Raw genomic sequence first — 21,342 nt, forward strand, 5'->3', positions numbered from 1 at the left:
TGATGAGCGCGCTGGCTGTGATTCCCGGTATGCTGACGATTTTCTTTCTGCCCCTAGAAGATGAGAAAAAATTAGCAGCTATGCCACGGCCTGGACTGGACGATTTCGATTAATCTCAAGTCCGGTCGCTATAATTATAAGATTCGGGCGGGTCGGTTTTACCAATGTCTGCACCACTACTTTTTGAGATTTCGGTTAACCCCTCCCTACAGGAATATTGATGTTTTTAATCATGGAATGGTATAAATTCTGTGGGATTGCGTTCCTAAAATAAAATAAGGACACAACAATGTTGTGTCCCTACCGAATATCTGTATTGCCAGCCGCGAACTAAATCCCAATAAAATCACTAGCTGTTAGCGGACTGCTTGGAATACCCGGAATACTGGCAAGAACTTCGCCGTTACTGGCAATTTCGATCGTCGTTATAAAATCACCTGGAGTAACTCTCAATTGGTTGAAGGTCAAACCTCCGCTCAAACCGATTAAATCTTGATCCTTTTGAAAGTCTACAAGTGTATCTGTACCGGCGCCTACTCCTAACACCAATACGTCGCGTCCAGCGCCACCAATTAAGAGATCCGCACCCGCTGCGCCAATGAGTGTATCGTCTCCTTCTCCACCGTTCAAATTGTCATCCCCTTTGCCGCCTAATACCCGGTCGTTGCCGCTGCCACCGCTGATAATATCGTTGCCTTTGTTGCCGCTGAGAGTGTCACTTCCCCCATTGCCAGTGATAATATCGTCCCCTGCGAAACCTGATGCTGTATTGTTAGCATCGTCGCCTACTAAATTATTTATTTGGGAGACATCGAGAGCAGTTTGCATTGCGACAACGTTTGTTAAAAAGGAGCTTCCCGGAGCGGTTCTTAATTGTTCTAAACTGCTGCGCGATTCCAGGGATGTTGCCAAGGCGGGCAGTGTAAAGTCTAAGCCAGCTAACAGTTCTAAATAATCGGAATCTGTGAAAGTGAAATCAGGGCGGTTCAACTGGTCTACAGAGATTTCTCTCTGAGTTAAGCCGGGAGGAGGAGAAGTTAACAAACCGCTTTGGGTGTGCTTTTCTAAGACAAGTAGGGGGTTGATAATCGGATTAGTAAATGTTTGAAGAACTACTTTTCCGGGGAGGAAAGCTTCTCCTCCCAAACTAACAAAATCCCCGTTAACTACGTAGTGAGTTACATTTTTTCCGGCGCCGACTTTCTGCTTGAATGTATTGACTGTACTCTGATCAACTCCAGGAGAATTGAAGGTGACAACATCTCCAATAGTAGATGTAAATTCGGTGGCGGCTAGTTGCGTTATGGCGCCGCCCAAGCTGTGTCCGAGAAGGTCTGGTGGCAAGCGGCTGGGGTTTTTTGCTGTATCTTGACTGATTTCTGTCAACCAATTTCCTAATGCTTGTTTGTTGGCTTCAAATTGGTTGAAACCAGTGCCGCGCGGGTCTGCGTTGGCAATATCGTCTACGGGCGTGTCAGTGCCGCGAAATACTAAAACGGCCGGTTTGTCTGGGGTGGTGGAAATTAAGCCGATCGCGTGAAATCCAGTCGCGGGATCGTCAAAAGTGCGATCGATTTGATAGCCAGCAGCACTCAAGCCTGTTTGAACTAAAGTTTGAAACTCGGAATTGTCATCTATATAAGCAAGTTGCTTGGCTATAGTTTCGTAAGCGGCGGGGGAGGATGGCATATTTTTTTATTTCCTGTCGTTTGAGGGGGAATTAGTTTTTAAGCTACTTAACTAAGTTTACTATAAATTTAGTTTATTTACCATATTAATTGGTCATTTTTAGTAGCTTTTTAGGAGCAAATTTAAAGATATTTTTTAATACAAAAAAACTCTCTCAGTACGAAACCCATGCAGGTTTCGCGCCACCAAAAATACAAATTTTAAGCACCCTAAATCTATACAAAATCTACCCGCGTAATATCGCTTGCCACTACGCCTCTGAGAGTAGCAAGAATTTCGCCAGTAATCGGGATAGTAATTAAAGCTCCGTCAACACCTTGGGTTACTCTAACTTGAGGAAAAGTTAGACCCCTCGACAGTGTAATTAAATCTTCACTATCTTGAAAATCTAAAATCACATCTGCTCCGCCGCCGGATTCCAATACAAAGCGATCGCGCCCCGCACCACCAATTAAAAAATCGTTGCCCAACTCGCCGGAAACCAAATCGTTTCCGTCGCCACCCTCCAAATAATCGTTATCTCTGCCGCCGTACAAGAAATCGTCGCCATCACCACCGATGATCCTGTCATTACCTCGATTGCCTCTGAGAGTATCGTTACCGCCGTTGCCGATAACTGTATCCTCTCCAGGGCCCCCCGTAGCAGTATTGTTACGAGCGTCGCCTGATAAATAATTCGGTTGTAAGGGAGCTAAACCGTATTGCATTTCTCTGATCAACTGCACAAAAGAAAATTCTGGTGCTGTTCTCAAACTCTCTGCACCGCCTCTGGTTCTGATGGCGACTGACACATTGGGCAGGGCGAAATTCATCGCAGCGATAAACTCATTAAAATCTGAGTCGTTGTTATAAGCAAATTCGGGACTGTTTAATTGTTCTACGGAAATTTGCCTCTGCAAAAAACCCACGGGCGGAGTAGTTAACAAATTTTCAGTTCGATGTTTTGCCAAAACAGTTAAGGGATTAATACTCGGATCTGTAAAACTTTGGATAAATACTTTACCCGGAATAAATGCTTCCCCAAACAAGCTGACTACATCTCCGCTGACAATGTAGTGAGTGACATTTTTGTTGCCTGCCCTGCTGAGATTTCTCCGAAAACTGGTGAATGTACTCGCTGACACTCCCGGAGAGTTGAAAGTAAAGATATCGCCGGTCAGAGTTGTGTATTCGGTTGCTACAATTTGAGCGACTGCTCCGCCCCAACTGTGTCCGATGACATCGGGCAATAATTTGTTGGGGTTTTTACCAGTATTTTGACCGATTTCTGTGAGCCAATTTTGGATATTATCTTTGTTCTTTTCAAATTCAGGTAAACCAATGTCCCGCGAGTCGGAAAAGATAGCGTCGCCGTCGATGAAGTCTGTACCTTTAAATACGAGGGCGGGCGGGTTTTCGGCATTGGATGAACCGAACCCGATCGCATAAAAGTTTGTTTCTGGGTCGTCGAATATGCGATCGATATAGTAGCCATTAGTATCTAGGAAACTGGAAACTTCATTTTGCGCGTTAGGTTTTTGATTCAAAAAAACAATTGACTTAGCCAGAGCTTCATAAACAGCAGGCGAGGCACTCATAATATTAGATTTTCTGTTAGTTGGTATTTGCGATCGCTCTCTTCTTGAGCTAATTGTCCAATGGCAGCCATTATAGCTGACAAGATTTGTATGGTACACTTGATAATATCAACTCAAGAATTAAGTTTTTGCGGTTATGGGTATTATTCGTCAATACATTGCTCCATTGATAGCGGTATTAGTATTTTTCGCGGCTCTGGTAGCAGTCAGTGCTCGCATCTTTTTGCCGGGTGACATGGCTGCCCCGGCACCGATTGAGGAAGCGATCCCCCAAAAGCAAGCGGCAGTAGTGAATCCAATTTTCTTGGGGCTAAATTATTCCGCTTTGCGTGTCCGGTGAGCTGATGTCTGCTCAATTAATACCGGGCTACGGGCTGCGCTCAGGATCTGGAGTCGATCGGGCAAAACTGATAAAGTTTATGCACCGGACATACCGAGAGCTTTACCCGGATGGGGAATTGGGACATTTGGCTCAAACTGTCGAGCAGTATTTTTCTAACCAGACGCCGGTTTGGTGGGTAGAGTGCCAGAAAAACAGCCAGGAAGAGGCAGAAATTTTGCCGGTGCTTCCCTCGCAGTATCTCAATCCCCAATCTCAAGTCCAAAATCTCAACTCGGTTGTCGGATGTTTATGGTTGGGAAATGCGATCGACCAAACCACCGGAGAACGATACGCTCACATTTTTTTGCTGTACGTAGCACCCGAACATCGCCGTCTAGGAGTCGGTGCAGCTTTAGTTATTCATGCTGAAAATTGGGCGCGGGAAAGAGGCGATCGGCAAATTGGTTTGCAAGTATTTCTGAGCAATCAGCCTGCGGTGAATCTCTATCAAAAATTAGGCTATCAAAGTCATTCCCTCTCGATGCTTAAATCCCTTTGAAATATAAATTGTGCTGGTTGGGAATCAGGGCTAAAGTCCTGATTATGACGATTTCAGTCCTCACTACCAACTTAATTAACAGCAGAGATATTCGTTTGTAGTAAGGATTTTAGTCCTGATTCATCCCAATTATGAGGACTTCAGTCCTCACTACAAACTTAGGTGACAGCAATTATGAGGACTGAAGTCCTCGCTACCAACTTAGGTGACAGCAGAGGTATTTGTTTGTAGTAAGGTACTGCGCGCGCACCCTATCATTATTGACTGCTGACTGCTGACTGCTGACTGCTGACTGAGTTGCTTAGGAGCATCCTCTGTGCGGTAAAGTTTTTTTATGAACAATAACGACTACTCCAACGCCCTTGATACTGACACGGAACTGGAAAGCCCTTTGGATCAAATTTATGAATCCGAACCCCCGCTGCCAGATCCCGAGGAAATGCTGCCTTTGCTGGAATCCCCGGAACCTCAGCACCGGATGATTGCGGCGCGGGCTTTTTGCGAACTGCAGGACGATCGAGCAATTTCGCATTTAATTAATTTGTTGAGAGACGGTTGCCCCTTGGTGCGGGTGAGCGCGGCTTATGCGTTGGGGCGAAATCCGAGCCCCGATGCTGTGGAACCGCTGATTCTTCAGCTTAACTCCGACTGGAACGGTTACGTTCGCAAAGGCGTAGTTTGGGCCCTGGGAAATTGCAGGGACCACCGCGCTTTGCCATCTTTAATTGATGCTCTCTCGACAGATATTTCGGCGGTGCGTTTGTGGGCGGCGAGTTCTCTGGGTCAAATGGCAAAAGTTGGTTACTATGTGGTGATTGCTGCGATTCCGCCGTTGATTCAAACGCTGCGGGGAGATTCTGTGTCTGCTGTGCGGAGCAACTGCGCTTGGGCGATCGGGCAACTGGCCCGCGAATTGCCGAATAATATAGTGTACGCTGGGGCGATCGATGGTCTGATTGAAGCTTTAGAAGAAGATGAAGATATGGGCGTGCGGGAAGATGCTAAATCTTCGCTCTTGCGAGTCGGCGACCCGCGCGGATTGCAGATAATTGAAGACTTAGAAATGGAAGGACTTTTGTGATATCATTACCACAATAAAACACCACTTACTAATTCCAAATTATCAATTTCATCAATTCTAAGACAGAATTTGGTTACAAAAAAATCTTTGCTTCGCCCCAGAGCAAAGACATTTTGATTAGCTTCCTGAATGCTATGCTCTATGGTGCAGAGCCAACCATTGAAGACTTAGAAATTATTGACCCTTACGCCGCGCCGAGCGTTACTGGATTAAAAGACACTTACCTGGATGTTAAAGCCAAAATTACAGACAACAAAACTGTGATTATCGAAATGCAGGTAATAAATGTAGAAGCTTTTACTACACGGGTAGTGTATAATTGCGCCAAAACCTACGCAACTCAACTCAGACCCCGGGAAGGATACTCTAAATTAAATCCTCTAATTGCTTTAACAATCACAGATTTTATTTTGTTTGAAAATACAGAAAAATTTCTCACCCATTTTGTATTTAAAGAACTCCAAGAAAACTTCGAGTATTATAACAGAGAAATAGAATTATTATTTGTCGAACTGCCCAAGTTTAACCAAGAACTGGAACACATCGAAAACCTCATTCCAAGCTGGATTTATTTTATCAAAAATGCTTCCCTATTCGAGGAAATTCCGGAAAAATTTGCATCAATGACCGAAATTTAAACAGCTTTTTCCATCGCCAGCAGAACTAATTTAACCCTTAAGGAATTAAAGGAATTGGAAAAGCGGGAAATGTTTTTTGAAGACCAACGCGGTGCTGTTATTAAGGGGATGCAAGAAGGTCGCCAAGAAGGTCTAATTGAGGGGCAAACAGCATTAATCTTGCGTCAAGTCGCGCGGCGCACTGGCGAAATCCCACCAGAAACTCAAACTCGCATTCGGCAGTTATCTCTCGAACAATTACAGGATTTAGGAGAAGTCTTGTTAGATTTTACCACTCAAAAGGATTTGATACCTTGGCTGGAATCGGCTTCAGCATGAATTTATAACTTTTGCGTTCCTGATACTAAATCCGGCTTTAATACCCCCTTCATTCTCTATTCGTCGCACGCGGACGGTGTTTGTGTATAGCGGTTTCAACCGCGGAGTTTCTAATCTAATAAGTCGGGTTCCCGGCGCACTATCATGTCATAAATCGGTTGAAAGCTAAACCATCCCATGCGGTGAGACCCTACTTGCTGCTGTGTTAAACGCGCACATTCTGGCTTGATAAGAATTGGTTTTCCCGCTGCTTCTGCCATTAACTGCGCTTGACAAGAACGTTCCATTGCAATAAACCACCAAGCTGCTTCATCTACTGTTTGACCTACTGTTAACAGTCCGTGATTTTGTAAAATAATAGCTTTTTTCTCACCTAAAGTTTTGGCGATGCGTTTAGCTTCTTCGATTTCCAAAACAACTCCGGTGTAATCGTCAAATAAAGCTTGGTCTTCATAAAAAGAACAAGCATCTTGCGTCAGCGGGTCAAGCAGGCGGCCCAAACTCGACCAACTTTTGCCGTAGGGAGAATGAGCGTGGGCTGCTGCGATTACGTCGGGGCGGGCGCTGTGCACTTGGGAATGAATGGCAAATGCTGCTTCGTTTACGGGTTTATTTCCTTGAACAACTTCGCCTTTGTGGTTGACTAAAATTAGGTCGCTGACTCGAATTAAACTAAAGTGCATTCCAAAAGAATTGACCCAGAAATGGTCTAGGTGTTCGGGGTCGCGGACGGTGATATGTCCGGCAATCCCTTCGCTGAATCCGAAGCGGGCAAATAATCGGAATGCGGCCGCTAAACGCTGTTTGCGGTGGCGGCGTTCTTCTTCAATTGAGTTGAATGCCGGGGGTTGAAAAGTGACTTTGGGGATTTTTATTGCAACCATATATTTGATTTTGTAACGGGGAATGGGTAATTGCCAATTGTGGGGCAGGCATCTTGCCTGCCCTACTGACTGGCGATTTCACTAAGGCGCAAACCTGCGATGTTTTTGCAGTCAAAGGTGGCGTTGTTACCGGGACGACGTTCTATTAATTCGAGAATTTGTCCGGCGGGGTTTTGCAGAAACCACTGGGTTAATGAGCCGGAGTTTAGAGGATGCTCTGATAGCGGTTTAAAGTTTTTGTTTTGCCATATTTTAGCAGCATTCTGCACGTTTTCGACTCGAATCGCGACGTGGTGAACTGCTTCTAATCCTCTTTCTTGCTGGAAGCGGTCTGTCTGGTCGCCCGGTGCGTGGGGCGCATCTAATACTACTAAGCCGCCGGCTGGCATTAATAAGGTCATTAAATGCAGCCACAAGTCGGAGGGAACATTAATGTTTTCCGCACAAAAGTTAATCGGGAACAAGTCGGGGCCTTCAACTGTTTTGGCGCCGAAGGGGTAAAAAGATTTGGCGTAGTTTTCGAGTTCGGTGCGGCTAGGGAATGTGAGGACAAAGTGGTCGATCGCAACTTGTTCGTCGTACAGGTGTGTTTCAAACGTCCAGGTTGTTAAAAATTCGGGTTCGATAAATTTGGGGTTGAATTCCAGCCAGCCATTTTTTTCGATGAAAGGTGAGTCAAGATGGCTGTCAAGGTTGCGATCGAACTTTAGGGTTTTTAGATTCAAGTTTTTCATGTATCTCACCCAATGTTAAGTCCGCCAAACTGCGAATTTTGTCTACAAGCTGAATTTGACACACATTTGGTGCGCCTTAATTCAAAAATAACACAAAATTTAATACAGGCAAGCAGAACGGGCGATCGCAACTCCCAAACCTTTATTGACCAATCTAAAATCTAAAATGGTATCATTTGCCGATCGCGTTCCCGGCCAACCACGCCGTAGTCCAAGCACTTTGGAAGTTGAAACCGCCCGTCACGCCGTCGATATCCAAGATTTCGCCCGCAAAGAAAAGTCCGGGACAGCGGCGGCTTTCCATTGTCTTAAAATCGACTTCTTTAAGGTTGACACCGCCGCAGGTGACGAACTCTTCTTTAAATGCGCCTTTTCCGGCAATCTGATATTCGCCTTGAACGAGTTCTTGCAGGAGGCGATCGAGGATTTTGTTAGATAAGTCGGCCCAGCGTTTTTGCTCATCAATGCCGATCGAACTTATCAAGCGTTCCCAGAGGCGGCGCGGCACCGGAAACGGACAGCTAGAAACTATCAATCGGTGCGACAACTGAGACTTAACTGCTAGCAGTTGCTGCCGCAAAACTTCCGCATTGTACTGGGGAAGCCAATTAATTAAGACAGATGTTTTATAATGGCGATCGTGCAAAAATCTCGCACCCCAAGCCGAAAGTTTGAGTACAGCAGGCCCGCTTAAACCCCAGTGAGTAATTAGCAAAGGCCCGCTTTGTTCTAATTTAGCTCCCGGCAATTTCACCTTAGCATTAGGAACAGAAATTCCGGCTAAATCTTTGATTCTGCTGTCGGAAATATTAAAAGTAAATAGAGAAGGAACGGGCAGTTCGACTGTATTACCTAACTCTTTTGCCCACTTATAACCCGAAGGATTGCTGCCTGTAGCGAGAAGAATGCGATCGCACTTAAAACTCTCCCCGGATTTCAACTCAATTTCAAACCTAGGGGCGGTGTCCCCCTTTTCGCCCTCGGCGGTGTTGCCCGTTAATTTCTTTACTGAAACTACTGCATCGCCGGTGTGAATTTTTACGCCTGCATCCTCAGCAGCCCGGATCAAACAGTTAACAATTGTCCCCGAATCGTCGGTGATGGGAAACATTCGTCCGTCTTCTTCTGTTTTCAACTTCACACCGTGACCGGCAAACCATTCTACAGTATCGCGGGGCTGAAATCGAGTAAAAGCACCGCGCAGAGCTTTCCCTCCTCTGGGGTAATTCTGCACTAAAACACCGGGGTCAAAACAAGCGTGAGTAACGTTGCAGCGCCCGCCGCCAGAGATGCGAACTTTTGCCAGGAGTTGCCGGCCAGCTTCTAATAAAGTGACGCGGGCCTGCGGGTAGGTTTTGGCACAGGTAATTGCACTAAAAAAACCAGCAGCACCGCCGCCGATGACTGTAATTTTGAGCATTCGATCGGACAAATTTTTTCTCGCTTATTCTGGTTCAAAATCGGATTTTACCGCCCCGCAAGTCGGACAAACCCAATCGTCGGGGATATCTTCAAAGGCCGTACCGGCAGGTATTCCCCCGTCGGGGTCGCCTTCTGCTGGATCGTAGACGTAATTGCAAACTGTACAAACGTATTTTTGCATTTGCTTAACTCAACTTTATATTGTAAGCCTATAGATTGTACTTGACAACGCAACTTAGTGCAATACCACTTTCAAAAAGTAATGCGACTTTCGGCAATTCCGAAATTATTAAAAATTTAGTTTTTCAAAATTATAAAATATAAAATTTAATTAAGTCTTGCACAAATCTAAAATCTAAAATCTAAAATCGTCAAAGCCTCCAGAACCGCAGTTCTAGAGGCTTGATTGTATTTTTTATTAGTTGGCTGCGATGGGAAGACTAGACTTTTGCTAAAGGCTTAGTCCAAACGCCGTTTTCATCTTCTTCGTACTGCTGGTGAATGGCGTTCCAAGCCGTGTGTTCGGCTTGTATGGAGTCGTTGCTTTCATCAAATGCGGCGTTGTAGGATTCCATAAACGTTTTTTGAGCAGCTTCCGACAGGTGCGATCGCACTTCGGGAGATAAATCAGCAGGGCTATTGCAGCGACCTTTGACGGCGCGCGGCAGCGTCATTTCGCTAATAGCTATCTCTTCGCCACCTGCACTTTCTAGCAAGAGTTGAAATTCGCCCGATTTATCTGCAGGAACTTCTGCCATCACGAGAAATTCGCCTGCTTCAACGCGGGTTTGATAGATAGTTGCTTTGTCTTCGGGCATTCCCAAAGCGACCAAAGCGGAAACTAGACCCGCACCGGCCGAACCTGCGATCGCGCCGCTAGCTGCACCCAACAGTACCGCACCCAGCGGGCCCGCCGATACTACTGCACCGACAAAGGGAATAAACAGCACGCCGACGCCTGTTAGCAAACCCAAAAAAGAACCGAATAAGGAACCAAAAATCGCTCCGCTTCGCAGACCGCCTAATATCACATCTTTTTTAGTAATAAAGCCGGCAATTTTAGTTTTAGATTGAAAGTTTTTTCCCATTACTGAGATGTGGTCGCGGGAAACTCCGCGATCGAGCAACCGCCGGATTACACCGTCTAATTGTTCTTCTTCCTTAAATACGGCTGAAACTGTTCGTTCGGCTAAATATTCCTCGGTCATTGTTCCTCCTTGATTGTTTCTCGATTAGTTATGCTGGTTTTCAGTATAGGAGGACGCTGTAGGGCGATCGCATCGACCGCGAGATAGAGGTAGATGAATGGGAGATAGTTTGAGGCTCTATCAAAAGAGTTAAAGGAGTTTTTAAGGAGTGATTACTCATCTATTAAAGATAGTTATTTAGCTCTAATATAAGCCCCCAAATATTCGAGCTGATTTATCATTTACTCTGCTGACTTAACCGCAATCAACTTCAAAATTCCCCGCCACTGAGCGCCTACTGAGTAACTTTGTCTAGGTACAACAATAATTCCTGAATGAGTCCTTTTTTGTTCAGCAAAACTTCTGTGCAAACGGCAGAAATCTCCCATGTTAGAACTGTAAATGACGCGCCCTTGCTCAGTTGCCCAGATTACCTGCTCCTCATCTGAAGAGCTAAGTTTGTTCGCGTCTGAGGTAGTCATCACTTCTACAGCAGAATTACGCAAAGGTTCTACCAACGAAAGGTTACCAGAATCTTCATCAATATAGAGACGAATTTGACTCACGATAACTTACCAGCCATGTATTTAGCTTCCCAATACTCGCACTCTTCGTAGTACGCTGCTATCTCCGCCTCAACTTCATCTTTATTAGCGTGATAATAAGCGAAGCCTGCATAAATTTGTGCTAACGTCAAATCCGGAAATTCTTCAGCAATTTTTTCAGGAGTCATTCCTGCTTTGTAGTCAATAGCTATGCTCCGAACGGACATTCTTGTACCTGCGATGCGGGGGAGGCCACCGCAAGTTCCCGGCGTGCTGACAATTAGCGTTCCAATATCAACGGCAGTTGTCATATTTACCTAGATTGAGTTAACTTTATTCTATTGTAACGCAGCTTCATTCCTACCCGATCGCAGTTATCAAGGTTAATCAATGCCATTAGCACCCCTGTTTCCTGTCGTTCATCCCATCCTCAAATCTGCTTTTCCCAGATGTCTGTGGACGGGAGATATCAACAGCCGAGAAATTGCCCTCACATTTGACGACGGGCCGCACCGTCAGCACACACCTCAACTGTTAAAAATTTTAGATAAATACGGCATCAAAGCTAGTTTTTTCTGGCTAGGTTTTTGCGTGGATCGGCATCCAGAAACGGCTAAAGAAGTGTACGATCGCGGACACTGGATCGGCCTCCACGGCTATCAGCATATATCGTTTCCCAAACTCAAAACCCACGAACTCAAACAAAGTTTAGAAGACACGCAAAAAGCAATTGCCAAAGCTTGCGATTTAGACCCGAAATTAATCCTGGACGTGCGCCCCCCCAACGGCATTTTTACGCCGCGAACATTAGAGTTATTGCAACAGTGGGAATATCGCCCTGTAATGTGGAGTGTTGTCCCGGAAGATTGGGTGCGGCCGGGGGTGAGGAAAGTTATTAGTCGCATCCTGCAGCAAACTGAAAACGGATCAATTATTGTACTCCACGACGGCTATTGCGGCGGCGAAGATGTTGCAGCTTCTGCTGATAAAATAATTCCATTGCTTTTGTATAAAGGTTACAAATTTGTGACAGTCGATCGACTGTGGGAGCAGGCAAACATTCAAATAACAGGAAATTAAGTTAATGAAAAAAAGACAGTTTATTGCATCTCTTTGTTTGGTAAGTGCCGGATGGGCGATCGAGCTTTCTCCTGCTTCCCTCAGTGCTGAAACTCTACTTGTAGTGCAGCAGCCCGCCCCTGGCGTATCCGCGCCTGCCCCCAACTCGAAAACCCCGCAAGTGGAACTGCTAAATCCGGGCGTGGAACCACGACAGGAACTGCGTCTGAAACCAACTATCAATGTCAAAGAAACAAGTGTGATGACCGTAAAAATGGATATGGACATATCCGCATCCGGTCAGTCTTCGCCTGCAGCTAAAGTTCCAGTATCGGTGATGACTTTCGAGACAAAAGTTACTAAAATTGATCCCAACGGCGATATTCACTACGAGTTTGCTTATACTAACTCAGATATCGTCGGCGATACTGGAAATATGCCACCAGCTGCGCGAGATGCCATGCGTTCCGCACTCAAAAGCATGGTGGGAGTGAAAGGCTCTTTCATCATGGACAATCGCGGTTTTCATAAAGGAGGTAACATTATTTTGCCCGAAGGAGCTGACAACAACCTCAAACAAATGGTTGGACAAATGTCTAAATCTCTAGAGCAACTTGCCTCGCCACTGCCTGCAGAAGCAGTCGGAAAAGGAGCCAAATGGCGCGTTTCTTCTTCCTCTGATTTCAGTGGCATGAATGTGAATGACATTGCTACGTATGAATTGGAGAGCTGGCAAGATGGAGTTGTGTCTCTGAATGTAAGTATAGAGCAGCAAGCAAACCCCCAAAATATTACCTCTCCCCAATTGCCTGCTGGAACTACCTTAACCCTCAAATCTTTTAGTTCTCAGGGCCAGGGAAAAGTTACAGGGCGCTTGGATAGATTAATTCCTTTGCGCTCTACTGTGTCTATTAGTTCAAATACCGAAATGAGTGCTAAAAATGCTGGCAGTTCAGAAGAATCAACAATCACAACAAAAATGGCGATGGAGATGACTTTAGAGTCGAAGTAACCTTTATTATACCAACTTGAAAAAGTAGGGGCATGGCATTGCCGTGTCCTTCGTCGTCGGTAAAATGTTAATAAATGGTATTAAACCGGGTTAATATACCTGATATTATATAAATTTTACGAAAGTTTCGATCGCCAATTTGTAAGTAGAGGAGTCTGTTCTATGATTCGATCGCACAGATGGCAAGCTATCATCGGTTTAGTGGTAGCCCTAGGGATAATCATCGGGAATTTAATGTTTCCGGGCCTGAATGTAGCGCCGGCATTTGCTCAAGCCAAATTTAAAGATGTTAACGAGCATTGGGCGCAAGCTTGCATAGAGGAGTTAGCACAGAAAAAAATCATTAGTGGCTACTACGAAGACGGCACTTTTCGCCCGAACCGCCCAGTTAGCCGGGCTGAGTTTGCGGCGATGGTTCGCATGGCTTTTCCCGATGCCAAAACCGTCCGGGCTCCGATCGACTTTGCAGATATTCCTACAAATTACTGGGGTTTTAAAGCAATTCGAGAAGCTTATCAGACGGGTTTTATGTCTGGATACAGTGGCAGTATCTTTAACCCAACTTTGAATATTACCCGCTGGCAGGCTTTGGTAGCTTTAACCAGCGGCTTGAAATATACACCTACGGAGCCGGCGGCTGAGATTTTGGATGCGACTTTTGAGGATGCGCCGCAAATTCCCGAACTGGCCAGAAGTGCGATCGCCGCCGCCACAGAAAAACAACTTGTGGTCAATTATCCTGCTGTTAAACAGCTAGAACCTACTCGGAATGCTACTCGCGCCGAAGTCGCAACTTTTTTCTGTCAGGCGATCGCCAAACCCGGGCAAACTGCCTTAGTTCCTGCCCAATATATCGCCCAAGTTCCGGCGAATATCGGCCCGCCGAGAACAACAGAAATCTCGGAAGCGGGGAAAGTTCGGGCGGAAGTTTCTTTCGTAAAAGAAGCAGAAAATGCTAAAAATCTCCGCATCAGAATTATCCGCAACGGTAAAAATTTATTAGAAGAACCAGTGCTGATTCCGACTCGTTCTTTAGTAGATAACCCCGACCAAAGAGCCACCGAAGAAATATCAGAAGGACGTTTTTTATCGCTACGAATCCGTGATTTAGACGGCGACAAGGAACCGGAAGTGCTGGCCGATTTAGTCTCAATCAAAAGCGGCGTCCGCTGCTGCAATTATTCGTTTATTTACCGCTACGACTCGGCAGCTAACAAATACACTCATATTAAGCATTTCTGGGGCAATGTGAGTTACGAAATAGTCGATTTTGGCCAAAATGATATCCCAGAGTTTAAGAGTCAGGACGGCAGATTTTCCGAGGCTTTTACAAATTACGCTGATTCTCGTTTCCCGCTGCAAATTTGGCAGTACCGCCAAGGCCAAATGCAAAATGCTACCAAACAGTATCCGGTGGAAGTATACACGAATTCTGCTGAGCTTTGGCTGGAATCTAACAAGCGTTTGAGTGAAAATGGGGAGGTGAAGGGGGTGTTGGCAGCTTTTATGGCGAACAAGTATGTCATGGGTCAGGAGGCGGAAGGTTGGCAGTTGTTGGAGAGAGTTTATCAAGGGCGCGATCGTACTCAATTCTTTGGGAAGCTGCGGGAGTTTTTGGTGAGCACGGGTTATGCTAGTAAGTAGATTGGGAGGTTTTTAACCGCAGATGAACGTGGATAAACGCTGATAATATCTGTAGGGCGGGTTTGACGAATAATATCTAATTCTTACTCAGAAGATTACTAAACCCGCCCCCCCTACAACAGATAACCCACGTCAAATATTCATCAAATTTATCGTCACATATTAATTTGTTTAAATAAAGTAAATTACTAACAACTTGTGAAAAAATACCAAAAGTTGTTGCTTTTTGAAGCGCCAAGCTAAAATAAATATAAAATATCAGACATTAAATCACTTAAAATGGTATATCCATCTGCACCTTGGAATCTGCAAGGTTATGCTGTTCAGACTTTACAATTGGTAGATGTGGCACGAGTGCGCCCCTTGGTTCCCTCTGAGTTAGAAATTGTCTATTTATTGCCCGGAAAAACCCTAGGCGGCATTTATATATCCTCCTATGGGTTGGGTTCGGTGATGGAGTACAATGAGTTAATTGTAGTTAGCGCGATCGCCAATTATGCCGGAAAATGGGGCGCTTGGATTTCCCACATCTACGTAGACAATCCTAACTCGGTAGCAGGCGGGCGCGAAATTTGGGGACTTCCTAAAGAATTAGCTACATTTAGTTGGGAAGGCAGCGATTCGTTAAAGGCAGCACCGCTAGGCTACCGCGTCACAGTTAGCCAAGAAAACCTTCCACTGTGCAGCCTCAATTACAGCAAGCAAGCTTTAGCTTTACCGCTGCCTGTGAGCGGAAATGTTTTTAGCGCTGACCGCAGCAATTTGCTGTTGTTTAAGGGAGAAGTTAAATCTCGAACCGGCTTGATTAAAGGCGAATTAGAAATACCTGAAGAAAGTCATTTTGCCAATTTAAACTTAGGTCAGCCCTTGCTAACAGTTGCCTGCGAAGATCTGCGTTTAATTGCAGGTGCGCCGCAAATAGTGGGAAACATATCTGCTGAATTCAGTTATTAGCGCTAAAATTTGCGTACATTATAGGAGGAAACTTCAAATGAGCGATATTGGTTTTACCCACATTGCACTTTCAGTTAGCGATGTAGACAAAAGCATCTCATTTTACGCGAAGTACGGGGGCTTCAAAGTGGTTCACCGTCGGGGAGAGCCAATTACATCATTAGATGTTGCTTGGATTTGTGATTTGATTCAACCCTTCGTCATTGTGCTAATTAAAGCACCATTAGTGAATGGCAAACTTTTGCCAGATTCCCATCTCGGTGTCGCCTGCGAAAGTCGTGAAAAAGTCGATCGCCTTTGCAGTGAGGCTGAGTCAGAAGGGCTTTTATTGAACGGCCCTAATGACTCGGAACCTCCAGTCGGTTACTGGGCTTATCTCCGAGACCCGGACGGTCATACGCTGGAAATTGCCTACGGTCAGGAAGTTAGCTCGCTGTTAGAAAAGTTATTAGCGCAGCCAAAGTTATGAGGTCACGCATTAAGTTTTATAGAGAGGCTTTGCAACGCTTGTAAATGACCGCATTACGTTGAAATGCGTCCAGGACTGCGAGATTGAGCAACCCCAGCTAATTTTATCACAAATTAACCGGGGCTGCGGGAATTTATTCGCTGAGTAATTACTAATCTTTTTAAATGCCAGCCCCCGGAGCGGCTTCAGCACCCATTTCTAAAATCGTACCGCGAAGAAAATCAATTTGCTGCTGGAAATCCATGCCCTCAATCTTTCCTAATAAAGCTTTTCCGGCGTCGGGAAGTTGATAGCCTGGAGGCACAGGAATAATAGTTCCTTCGTCCATTCCTACCGCTAGGAAATACCAAAAAGCCAGCTTGGTTTCAGGACTCATCGAGCCGTACATCCGGCTGATTTCAGTATTAGCTTTTGAGGCAATGTCCCGCATTACTTGTAGTTGTTCTTGGTGGGGCAGAGGCTTGACTTGCTCGAACAAACCCTGAGCGATTTCGGAACCGGAAGCACCGGGAGCCGCTGGCGTTATCGACTTGCCCATTTCGGTGTAAACAAACCACAGCAAACCTAATTGGTCGTCTACACTCAACTGCTTAATATCTGCTTTTCCTTGGTCGTAAGCACTGGTAGTAAAGGTCATTCAAGCCTCCAAAATAATATGTATTGCTCAGTTTTCTTATTTGTGAGAAAACTTTTGTTTGCTACTTAAGTTAAAGTACCTAATAAATAGTGATGCTAGAATCTTGCTTAAGACAGAGATGATCCCGGACATAAGTTCGGGGAGTAAATTGACCAAAACTGGGAAAATTTGCAACCAAAGGATGAGGAAAATTTGACAAGATTGTTGTTAGCGGAGCTCATGATTAGCATTGTTTAGCCGATCGACGATCGCCTATAATCGCAACAGACTTGTATTGAGGTGGCTGTTATGTCGATCGCAACTGCAAAACGCTTCACCATAGCGGAATATCACAGCCTGACAGAACTGGGGTTCTTTAGTGAGGACGATCGAGTTGAGTTGATCGAGGGACAACTTGTCAACATGGCTGCTAAAGGTACGGCTCACTCTGTTTGCGAGACACGCTTGGAACGCGAGTTATTTAAGCTGCTGGGAGAAAGGGCGACCCTGCGGGGGCAACAACCGATTATTCTGCCTAATGACAGCGAACCTGAACCCGATCGCGCGATCGTGCAAAATCGCCCTGATGACTATTTATCCTGTCACCCCACTGCTGCGGATATATTGTTACTGATTGAGATTGCGGATTCTTCTTTGAATTACGACAAACAAGTCAAGTTGCCCCTTTATGCTGAAGCGGGTATCTCTGATTATTGGATATTTAATTTATTAGAAATTTGTTTGGAATGTTACAGCGAACCTTATCAGAATTCGCAAGGCCAATTTGGTTATCGCGTCAAGATAATTTTTCTACCTAACGAGACAGTTGCCCTGCCTAATTTTGGGGATTTCTCCCTCGATTTATCTAAAGTATTTCCTCCTAGTTTTCTCGGCGAATAGAATTCGCTACATAAACAAAATCCGCCGCAGTTTACGTGGCAGAATCTAGGGTCGGGCGGACTAAAAAAGCCGGGTTTCATTGCAAAAAAAATAGGCTGGCAAACAGCCAGCCTAGAATCAGGAGAACTTTATTTCAAACTCGTTTAAAATCTAGCTAAACAAACCCGAAATCCCGTTAACTGCTATTGCTCCAGCCAAAGCCGAAACAACCACAGAAGTCAGAGCCGTACCGAACAGCCACCAAGCTGCGGCTGCGGCGGCTTCGCGCGCATCTTCTGCTTGCTGCTTGGCCTTGTTCTTGAGCTGTTTGATGCGTTTTTTGGTTTCATTTTGCAGGCGTTCCGAACGCAATAAAACGCTGTCCCTGGCTCCTTCCATTTGGTCAACAATTCGGTGAGCGTCTGTCTCGGAAATATCGGAACGAGAACTCAGCAGGGCAACTAAAGTACCGCGATCGAACTCACCTAAACGCTCTTTAATCGCGTCAAATCCTGCCTGCGGGTCGTCAAACACTTTACGCAAGTCCCGCTTGATGCCTTCGTAGTTGAGTTCTGGTCGATCGAGCGAATTGAGGTAATCCCGGATTTTCCCAAAAATACCATCCATTGCTGACTGAAACTTGTCCTGAACCATTTGAACTTGTTCGACAATTTGGTTGCGGACAGATTCAATTTGGTCGGCAATTCTGTTAGCTTCCTCTTCCGAGATGTCTTCCCGCTGCGACAGCAATGCTACCAGAGTCGAGCGGTCGAAGTGCTTGAGGCGATCGCCCAGACTTTGCATCCCCATTCCGGGCTCGCTAAAGAGCAACTGCAAATCGCGTTTGATGCTTTCAGGATTGAGTTCTTCCTTGTCCGTATTCCGCAAGTAATTTTCCAAACTGCCTTGGAAATCCCGGACTGTTTTTTGAGCGCGAGATGCCAAGCGACGGGGCGATTTCACGATGCTGCGAATCGAATCTTGCACGCGATCGATCGTCCGATTGATCTGTTCTTCGCTCAAATCTTCCCGCTGCGACAGCAGCTTGACTAAAGTTTCGCGATCGACCTGAGAAAGTCTTTCCCGAAGTGCCAAAGCACCCTCTTTCGGATTTTCAAACAATTTAGTCAAATCCCGATTGATGCCTTCTGGATCGAGTTCTTCCAGGTTTGTATTCCGCAGGTACTCGCCAATTTTTGCAGTAACTTCCTCGTACTGCTCCCTAGCTCTATCTGCGACTATTTGCGGCGCGTGGATAATGTTGTCGCGCACAGATTCGATCCGGTCGATCGCCTGATTGATCTGTTCTTCGCTGAGGTCTTGGCGCTGTGACAGCAACTGCACCAGGGTATCGCGGTCGAATTGAGATAAGCGTTCTCTCAGCGCTTTAAATCCGGCTTCCGGGTCGCTTAACAGCGTTTGAAACTCGCGCTCGATCGCTTCAGGGTTGAGTTCTTCCTTATTAGTATTGCGGAGATAGTCTTCTACCTTTTGTCGCAATTCTTGGGCTTTCGATTTCGCTTGCTCTTGCAATTCTTGAGCTCTAGAAATCACGCGATCGCGGGAACTTTCGAGTCGGCCTATTAACTGATCGGCTTCCTCTGGACTGAAATCTTCCCGCTGACCCAGCAACTGCACCAAAGTATCGCGGTTAAATTGCGACAGGCGATCGCGCAAAGCCTCAAAACCAGCATCCCGGTCTTCCAAAAGCGCTTGGAAATCCCGTTCAATACCTTCAGGATTCAATTCCTCCTTGCCAGTCGATCGCAAATAATTCTCAATCCGGCTGCGTAAATCTTGAGACTGTTCTTCACCAGCAGCATCTCGCACGATTTCCAACACTTCTTGGCGGACACCTTCAAGCTGTTCGGCAATTTCCGTCACCTGTTCAGGAGCAAACCCCTCGCGGCGGCTTAGAATCCCTACAAAATAATCGGGATTAAACATCTCTAACTGGTGCAAAACGGCCCCAGGAGAGGCTTCCGGGTCGTAAATAACATCCCTAAACTCCTGCTTGATTGTCTCGCGGTTGAGATGCCACGGTTGGGCATTCATCAAGTAGTTTTCCACATCAGCCTTAGCTGTATTGAAAGGCAGCGCAGGCACTTTGTCGCCCACCTGAGAAGCAAAAGATTTAGCTTTTTGAGTCCCTTGTGCTGTCAGTTGTTGCAACTGACCAGAGATTTTTTCAACATCCAAATCAGACAAATCCGTCCGCGACAAAACAGTGCCCACAAGAGCTTCCACACCCAACTGCATCGCTCGCTTCATGCCGCTGCTGGATTCCGATTTGTTTTCCCTACTTTCCAGAATTTGAGACAGCTTGGCGTTGAGTTCGTCAGACTTCAGCAAATCGGGAGCCGCAAACTTGAGAAAATCAACCAACTCTAAATTCGGGTCTTTCTGCTCTTGCTGCTTGCCAAATGTTTGCTTCCAAACGCCTTCGAGTTGGTCGGCAACTTGAGTTATTTCCTCTTGAGAAAAGTCTGTGCGACTTTTAACTAAATCCACAAAAGTCTGGCGGTTAACATTCTTCAGAACGTCGCTTCCGGCAAGAGATTTGAGATCTGCATCGCCCAGCAACTTTTCAAATTGACCGCGAATTTCCTTAACATCTAGTTTCGGTAACTGCAAAGAACCCACATAATCTTGCAGTGTTTCGCGAATGCTATCCGGGTCTACCGCCGAGATCAATTCGCGGCGGACAGCGGCCACAGATGCCTCTACAGTATTGACCATTTGGTCGCTAGCCATCTTGCCGCCGATCGCAGCACCTGCAGTACCCATGAGACCTTGAACGCCTGAAAAAGCAGTTTTTATCAAGGAACCGATCATAGAACCGACGGCGCTAGAACCGAGCCATACAAGGGTTAAAAAGTACGCGGCCCAGATGACCACACCAATAATTGCCGCTCCATCTACGCTGGCAATAGAAGTTAGTTTGACTGCCAGAAAACAAGCCAAAAATAAAGCCAGGTTAACTGTGACTAAAATCCAACCCCCGACTAAACCTTCGATTTTCCGAACTTTTTTGCCTAAACTTTCGGATTCATCATCATCGTCATCGTCGGGTAAAGCCTCGTCCCAATTTGAGATTTTGGCGGCGATCGAGAAATTTGTTAACAGGAATTGGAAGCCGAAAGCCATAATGACTCCGGCGATTAAGGCTACGAAAAACTGCGGGCTTAAAAACATCAGCCCTCCGATATCGGGGTGGTCAAATGGCACATCCATTTCTACTGGCATTTGTACTGGCATTTCTACTGGCATTTCTACTGGCATTTGGCCCCTATCGAGTTTTGGAGTGTACAGCGACATTAATAACTCGCTTTGAAACATAATTTACCTCCTTAATTTTTATGCCTAACTCGGCATAGAGAAAATTGCCCCCAATTTTTTATAGGGGTGTTTGTAATCTTTAGATGAGGTTTTGTTTGGGTTCGGCTTTATCTTACGGAAGCCCTTCTTAGTGACATTGGGATGAGTGGTAACTCAGTTCTCTAGTGATCTCATCCTTACTGCTTATTATGGCTCTGGAAGCTAAAAAATAAATCCGTCTAAAGTCAGAAATAACTTTTTAAGGGATTGGTAGCAGCAGAGATCGCATAAAACTGGCAAGTTTGAGGTGGGGGCAATCCCCACCAATTATCAATAGTAGTAAAGTGCGATGTGATGTACTCTACATATCGTAGAGTGCGCTACCTAGTTGAGGATTCCGTTTGATTTTTAGGCTCAAAACGCTCTAGTAATTCC

At 45.6% G+C, this 21,342-nt stretch carries 21 protein-coding genes; 10 read left to right on the forward strand and 11 right to left on the reverse strand.

Annotated features, from left to right (window positions below; genetic code table 11):
• Nucleotides 1–330: 330 nt before the first annotated feature.
• Both QUA38_RS16080 and QUA38_RS16085 read right to left on the reverse strand, forming a co-directional pair.
• On the reverse strand, nt 331–1,689 hold the full coding sequence (locus QUA38_RS16080) for a calcium-binding protein (protein WP_333163348.1): 1,359 nt from the start codon (nt 1,687–1,689) through the stop codon (nt 331–333).
• Between the two features lie 215 nt (nt 1,690–1,904).
• Nucleotides 1,905–3,266 carry a calcium-binding protein gene (locus QUA38_RS16085; protein WP_333163349.1) on the reverse strand — a complete coding sequence of 454 codons (1,362 nt, stop codon included), beginning with the start codon at nt 3,264–3,266 and terminating at the stop codon, nt 1,905–1,907.
• A 344-nt stretch (nt 3,267–3,610) separates the two neighbouring features.
• Between QUA38_RS16085 and QUA38_RS16095 the strand changes: the two genes are divergently transcribed.
• The 4 genes from QUA38_RS16095 to QUA38_RS16110 all read left to right on the forward strand — a co-directional run bounded on the left by QUA38_RS16095 (nt 3,611) and on the right by QUA38_RS16110 (nt 6,184).
• Nucleotides 3,611–4,147 carry a GNAT family N-acetyltransferase gene (locus QUA38_RS16095; protein ID WP_333163351.1) on the forward strand — a complete coding sequence of 179 codons (537 nt, stop codon included), beginning with the start codon at nt 3,611–3,613 and terminating at the stop codon, nt 4,145–4,147.
• A gap of 334 nt (nt 4,148–4,481) precedes the next feature.
• Complete coding sequence (locus tag QUA38_RS16100) at nt 4,482–5,228, forward strand: HEAT repeat domain-containing protein (protein WP_333163352.1); 747 nt, start codon at nt 4,482–4,484, stop codon at nt 5,226–5,228.
• Nucleotides 5,229–5,278: 50 nt separating this feature from the next.
• The gene (locus QUA38_RS16105) at nt 5,279–5,866 is read left to right on the forward strand and encodes an Rpn family recombination-promoting nuclease/putative transposase (protein WP_333163386.1); all 588 of its coding nucleotides are present in this window, start codon (nt 5,279–5,281) and stop codon (nt 5,864–5,866) included.
• 69 nt (nt 5,867–5,935) lie between these two features.
• On the forward strand, nt 5,936–6,184 hold the full coding sequence (locus tag QUA38_RS16110) for a DUF4351 domain-containing protein (protein WP_333163354.1): 249 nt from the start codon (nt 5,936–5,938) through the stop codon (nt 6,182–6,184).
• A gap of 110 nt (nt 6,185–6,294) precedes the next feature.
• On the opposite strand, the gene QUA38_RS16115 is transcribed toward QUA38_RS16110, so the two are convergent.
• From QUA38_RS16115 to QUA38_RS16145, 7 genes are all read right to left on the reverse strand, one after another.
• Complete coding sequence (locus QUA38_RS16115; protein ID WP_333163356.1) at nt 6,295–7,068, reverse strand: class II aldolase/adducin family protein; 774 nt, start codon at nt 7,066–7,068, stop codon at nt 6,295–6,297.
• Between the two features lie 62 nt (nt 7,069–7,130).
• Nucleotides 7,131–7,802 carry a hypothetical protein gene (locus tag QUA38_RS16120; RefSeq protein WP_333163358.1) on the reverse strand — a complete coding sequence of 224 codons (672 nt, stop codon included), beginning with the start codon at nt 7,800–7,802 and terminating at the stop codon, nt 7,131–7,133.
• Nucleotides 7,803–7,974: 172 nt separating this feature from the next.
• Nucleotides 7,975–9,222, reverse strand: coding sequence for an NAD(P)/FAD-dependent oxidoreductase (locus QUA38_RS16125; protein ID WP_333163360.1), 1,248 nt, complete (start codon nt 9,220–9,222; stop codon nt 7,975–7,977).
• Between the two features lie 24 nt (nt 9,223–9,246).
• Nucleotides 9,247–9,405, reverse strand: coding sequence for a rubredoxin (gene rd / locus QUA38_RS16130; protein WP_333163362.1), 159 nt, complete (start codon nt 9,403–9,405; stop codon nt 9,247–9,249).
• A gap of 259 nt (nt 9,406–9,664) precedes the next feature.
• Nucleotides 9,665–10,432 (reverse strand): ChaB family protein, encoded by a 768-nt coding sequence (locus QUA38_RS16135; protein WP_333163364.1) that lies wholly within the window; start codon nt 10,430–10,432, stop codon nt 9,665–9,667.
• Nucleotides 10,433–10,653: 221 nt separating this feature from the next.
• A complete protein-coding gene (locus QUA38_RS16140) occupies nt 10,654–10,977 on the reverse strand; it encodes a DUF5615 family PIN-like protein (protein WP_333163366.1) in 324 nt (107 codons plus the stop codon).
• Nucleotides 10,974–11,267, reverse strand: coding sequence for a DUF433 domain-containing protein (locus QUA38_RS16145; RefSeq protein ID WP_333163368.1), 294 nt, complete (start codon nt 11,265–11,267; stop codon nt 10,974–10,976). Before QUA38_RS16145 ends, QUA38_RS16140 begins: the two co-directional genes overlap by 4 nt.
• Before the next feature lie 79 nt (nt 11,268–11,346).
• Here QUA38_RS16145 and QUA38_RS16150 point away from each other — a divergent pair, with 79 nt between their 5' ends.
• From QUA38_RS16150 to QUA38_RS16170, 5 genes are all read left to right on the forward strand, one after another.
• Nucleotides 11,347–12,036: a polysaccharide deacetylase family protein gene (locus tag QUA38_RS16150; protein ID WP_333163370.1), complete on the forward strand. Its 690-nt coding sequence runs from the start codon at nt 11,347–11,349 to the stop codon at nt 12,034–12,036.
• Nucleotides 12,037–12,040: 4 nt separating this feature from the next.
• Complete coding sequence (locus QUA38_RS16155) at nt 12,041–13,027, forward strand: DUF6263 family protein (protein WP_333163372.1); 987 nt, start codon at nt 12,041–12,043, stop codon at nt 13,025–13,027.
• Nucleotides 13,028–13,189: 162 nt separating this feature from the next.
• Nucleotides 13,190–14,671 (forward strand): S-layer homology domain-containing protein, encoded by a 1,482-nt coding sequence (locus tag QUA38_RS16160; protein WP_333163374.1) that lies wholly within the window; start codon nt 13,190–13,192, stop codon nt 14,669–14,671.
• A gap of 279 nt (nt 14,672–14,950) precedes the next feature.
• The gene (locus QUA38_RS16165; RefSeq protein ID WP_333163376.1) at nt 14,951–15,625 is read left to right on the forward strand and encodes an acetoacetate decarboxylase family protein; all 675 of its coding nucleotides are present in this window, start codon (nt 14,951–14,953) and stop codon (nt 15,623–15,625) included.
• 37 nt (nt 15,626–15,662) lie between these two features.
• Complete coding sequence (locus QUA38_RS16170) at nt 15,663–16,094, forward strand: VOC family protein (protein WP_333163378.1); 432 nt, start codon at nt 15,663–15,665, stop codon at nt 16,092–16,094.
• 160 nt (nt 16,095–16,254) lie between these two features.
• Here the strand turns inward: QUA38_RS16170 and QUA38_RS16175 are convergent, their stop codons facing one another.
• Nucleotides 16,255–16,731 carry an orange carotenoid protein N-terminal domain-containing protein gene (locus tag QUA38_RS16175; protein ID WP_333163380.1) on the reverse strand — a complete coding sequence of 159 codons (477 nt, stop codon included), beginning with the start codon at nt 16,729–16,731 and terminating at the stop codon, nt 16,255–16,257.
• A gap of 288 nt (nt 16,732–17,019) precedes the next feature.
• Here QUA38_RS16175 and QUA38_RS16180 point away from each other — a divergent pair, with 288 nt between their 5' ends.
• The gene (locus tag QUA38_RS16180; RefSeq protein ID WP_333163382.1) at nt 17,020–17,610 is read left to right on the forward strand and encodes a Uma2 family endonuclease; all 591 of its coding nucleotides are present in this window, start codon (nt 17,020–17,022) and stop codon (nt 17,608–17,610) included.
• A 150-nt stretch (nt 17,611–17,760) separates the two neighbouring features.
• Here QUA38_RS16180 and QUA38_RS16185 read toward each other — a convergent pair whose 3' ends face one another.
• On the reverse strand, nt 17,761–20,928 hold the full coding sequence (locus tag QUA38_RS16185; RefSeq protein WP_333163384.1) for an MFS transporter: 3,168 nt from the start codon (nt 20,926–20,928) through the stop codon (nt 17,761–17,763).
• Nucleotides 20,929–21,342 lie beyond the last annotated feature (414 nt).

The sequence above is a fragment of the Microcoleus sp. Pol12B4 genome (genome assembly GCF_036701385.1).
GTDB lineage: Bacteria > Cyanobacteriota > Cyanobacteriia > Cyanobacteriales > Microcoleaceae > Microcoleus.

Excerpts from the sequence above, each read along its gene's own strand:
- QUA38_RS16155 (WP_333163372.1), top strand. The coding sequence starts at position 12,041 with ATGAAAAAAAGACAGTTTATTGCATCTCTTTGTTTGGTAAGTGCCGGA.
- QUA38_RS16145 (WP_333163368.1), bottom strand. The coding sequence starts at position 11,267 with ATGACAACTGCCGTTGATATTGGAACGCTAATTGTCAGCACGCCGGGA.
- QUA38_RS16170 (WP_333163378.1), top strand. The coding sequence starts at position 15,663 with ATGAGCGATATTGGTTTTACCCACATTGCACTTTCAGTTAGCGATGTA.
- rd (WP_333163362.1), bottom strand. The coding sequence starts at position 9,405 with ATGCAAAAATACGTTTGTACAGTTTGCAATTACGTCTACGATCCAGCA.
- QUA38_RS16100 (WP_333163352.1), top strand. The coding sequence starts at position 4,482 with ATGAACAATAACGACTACTCCAACGCCCTTGATACTGACACGGAACTG.
- QUA38_RS16110 (WP_333163354.1), top strand. The coding sequence starts at position 5,936 with ATGTTTTTTGAAGACCAACGCGGTGCTGTTATTAAGGGGATGCAAGAA.
- QUA38_RS16120 (WP_333163358.1), bottom strand. The coding sequence starts at position 7,802 with ATGAAAAACTTGAATCTAAAAACCCTAAAGTTCGATCGCAACCTTGAC.
- QUA38_RS16115 (WP_333163356.1), bottom strand. The coding sequence starts at position 7,068 with ATGGTTGCAATAAAAATCCCCAAAGTCACTTTTCAACCCCCGGCATTC.
- QUA38_RS16175 (WP_333163380.1), bottom strand. The coding sequence starts at position 16,731 with ATGACCTTTACTACCAGTGCTTACGACCAAGGAAAAGCAGATATTAAG.
- QUA38_RS16135 (WP_333163364.1), bottom strand. The coding sequence starts at position 10,432 with ATGACCGAGGAATATTTAGCCGAACGAACAGTTTCAGCCGTATTTAAG.
- QUA38_RS16080 (WP_333163348.1), bottom strand. The coding sequence starts at position 1,689 with ATGCCATCCTCCCCCGCCGCTTACGAAACTATAGCCAAGCAACTTGCT.
- QUA38_RS16165 (WP_333163376.1), top strand. The coding sequence starts at position 14,951 with ATGGTATATCCATCTGCACCTTGGAATCTGCAAGGTTATGCTGTTCAG.
- QUA38_RS16085 (WP_333163349.1), bottom strand. The coding sequence starts at position 3,266 with ATGAGTGCCTCGCCTGCTGTTTATGAAGCTCTGGCTAAGTCAATTGTT.
- QUA38_RS16125 (WP_333163360.1), bottom strand. The coding sequence starts at position 9,222 with ATGCTCAAAATTACAGTCATCGGCGGCGGTGCTGCTGGTTTTTTTAGT.
- QUA38_RS16185 (WP_333163384.1), bottom strand. The coding sequence starts at position 20,928 with ATGTTTCAAAGCGAGTTATTAATGTCGCTGTACACTCCAAAACTCGAT.
- QUA38_RS16180 (WP_333163382.1), top strand. The coding sequence starts at position 17,020 with ATGTCGATCGCAACTGCAAAACGCTTCACCATAGCGGAATATCACAGC.
- QUA38_RS16160 (WP_333163374.1), top strand. The coding sequence starts at position 13,190 with ATGATTCGATCGCACAGATGGCAAGCTATCATCGGTTTAGTGGTAGCC.
- QUA38_RS16095 (WP_333163351.1), top strand. The coding sequence starts at position 3,611 with ATGTCTGCTCAATTAATACCGGGCTACGGGCTGCGCTCAGGATCTGGA.
- QUA38_RS16150 (WP_333163370.1), top strand. The coding sequence starts at position 11,347 with ATGCCATTAGCACCCCTGTTTCCTGTCGTTCATCCCATCCTCAAATCT.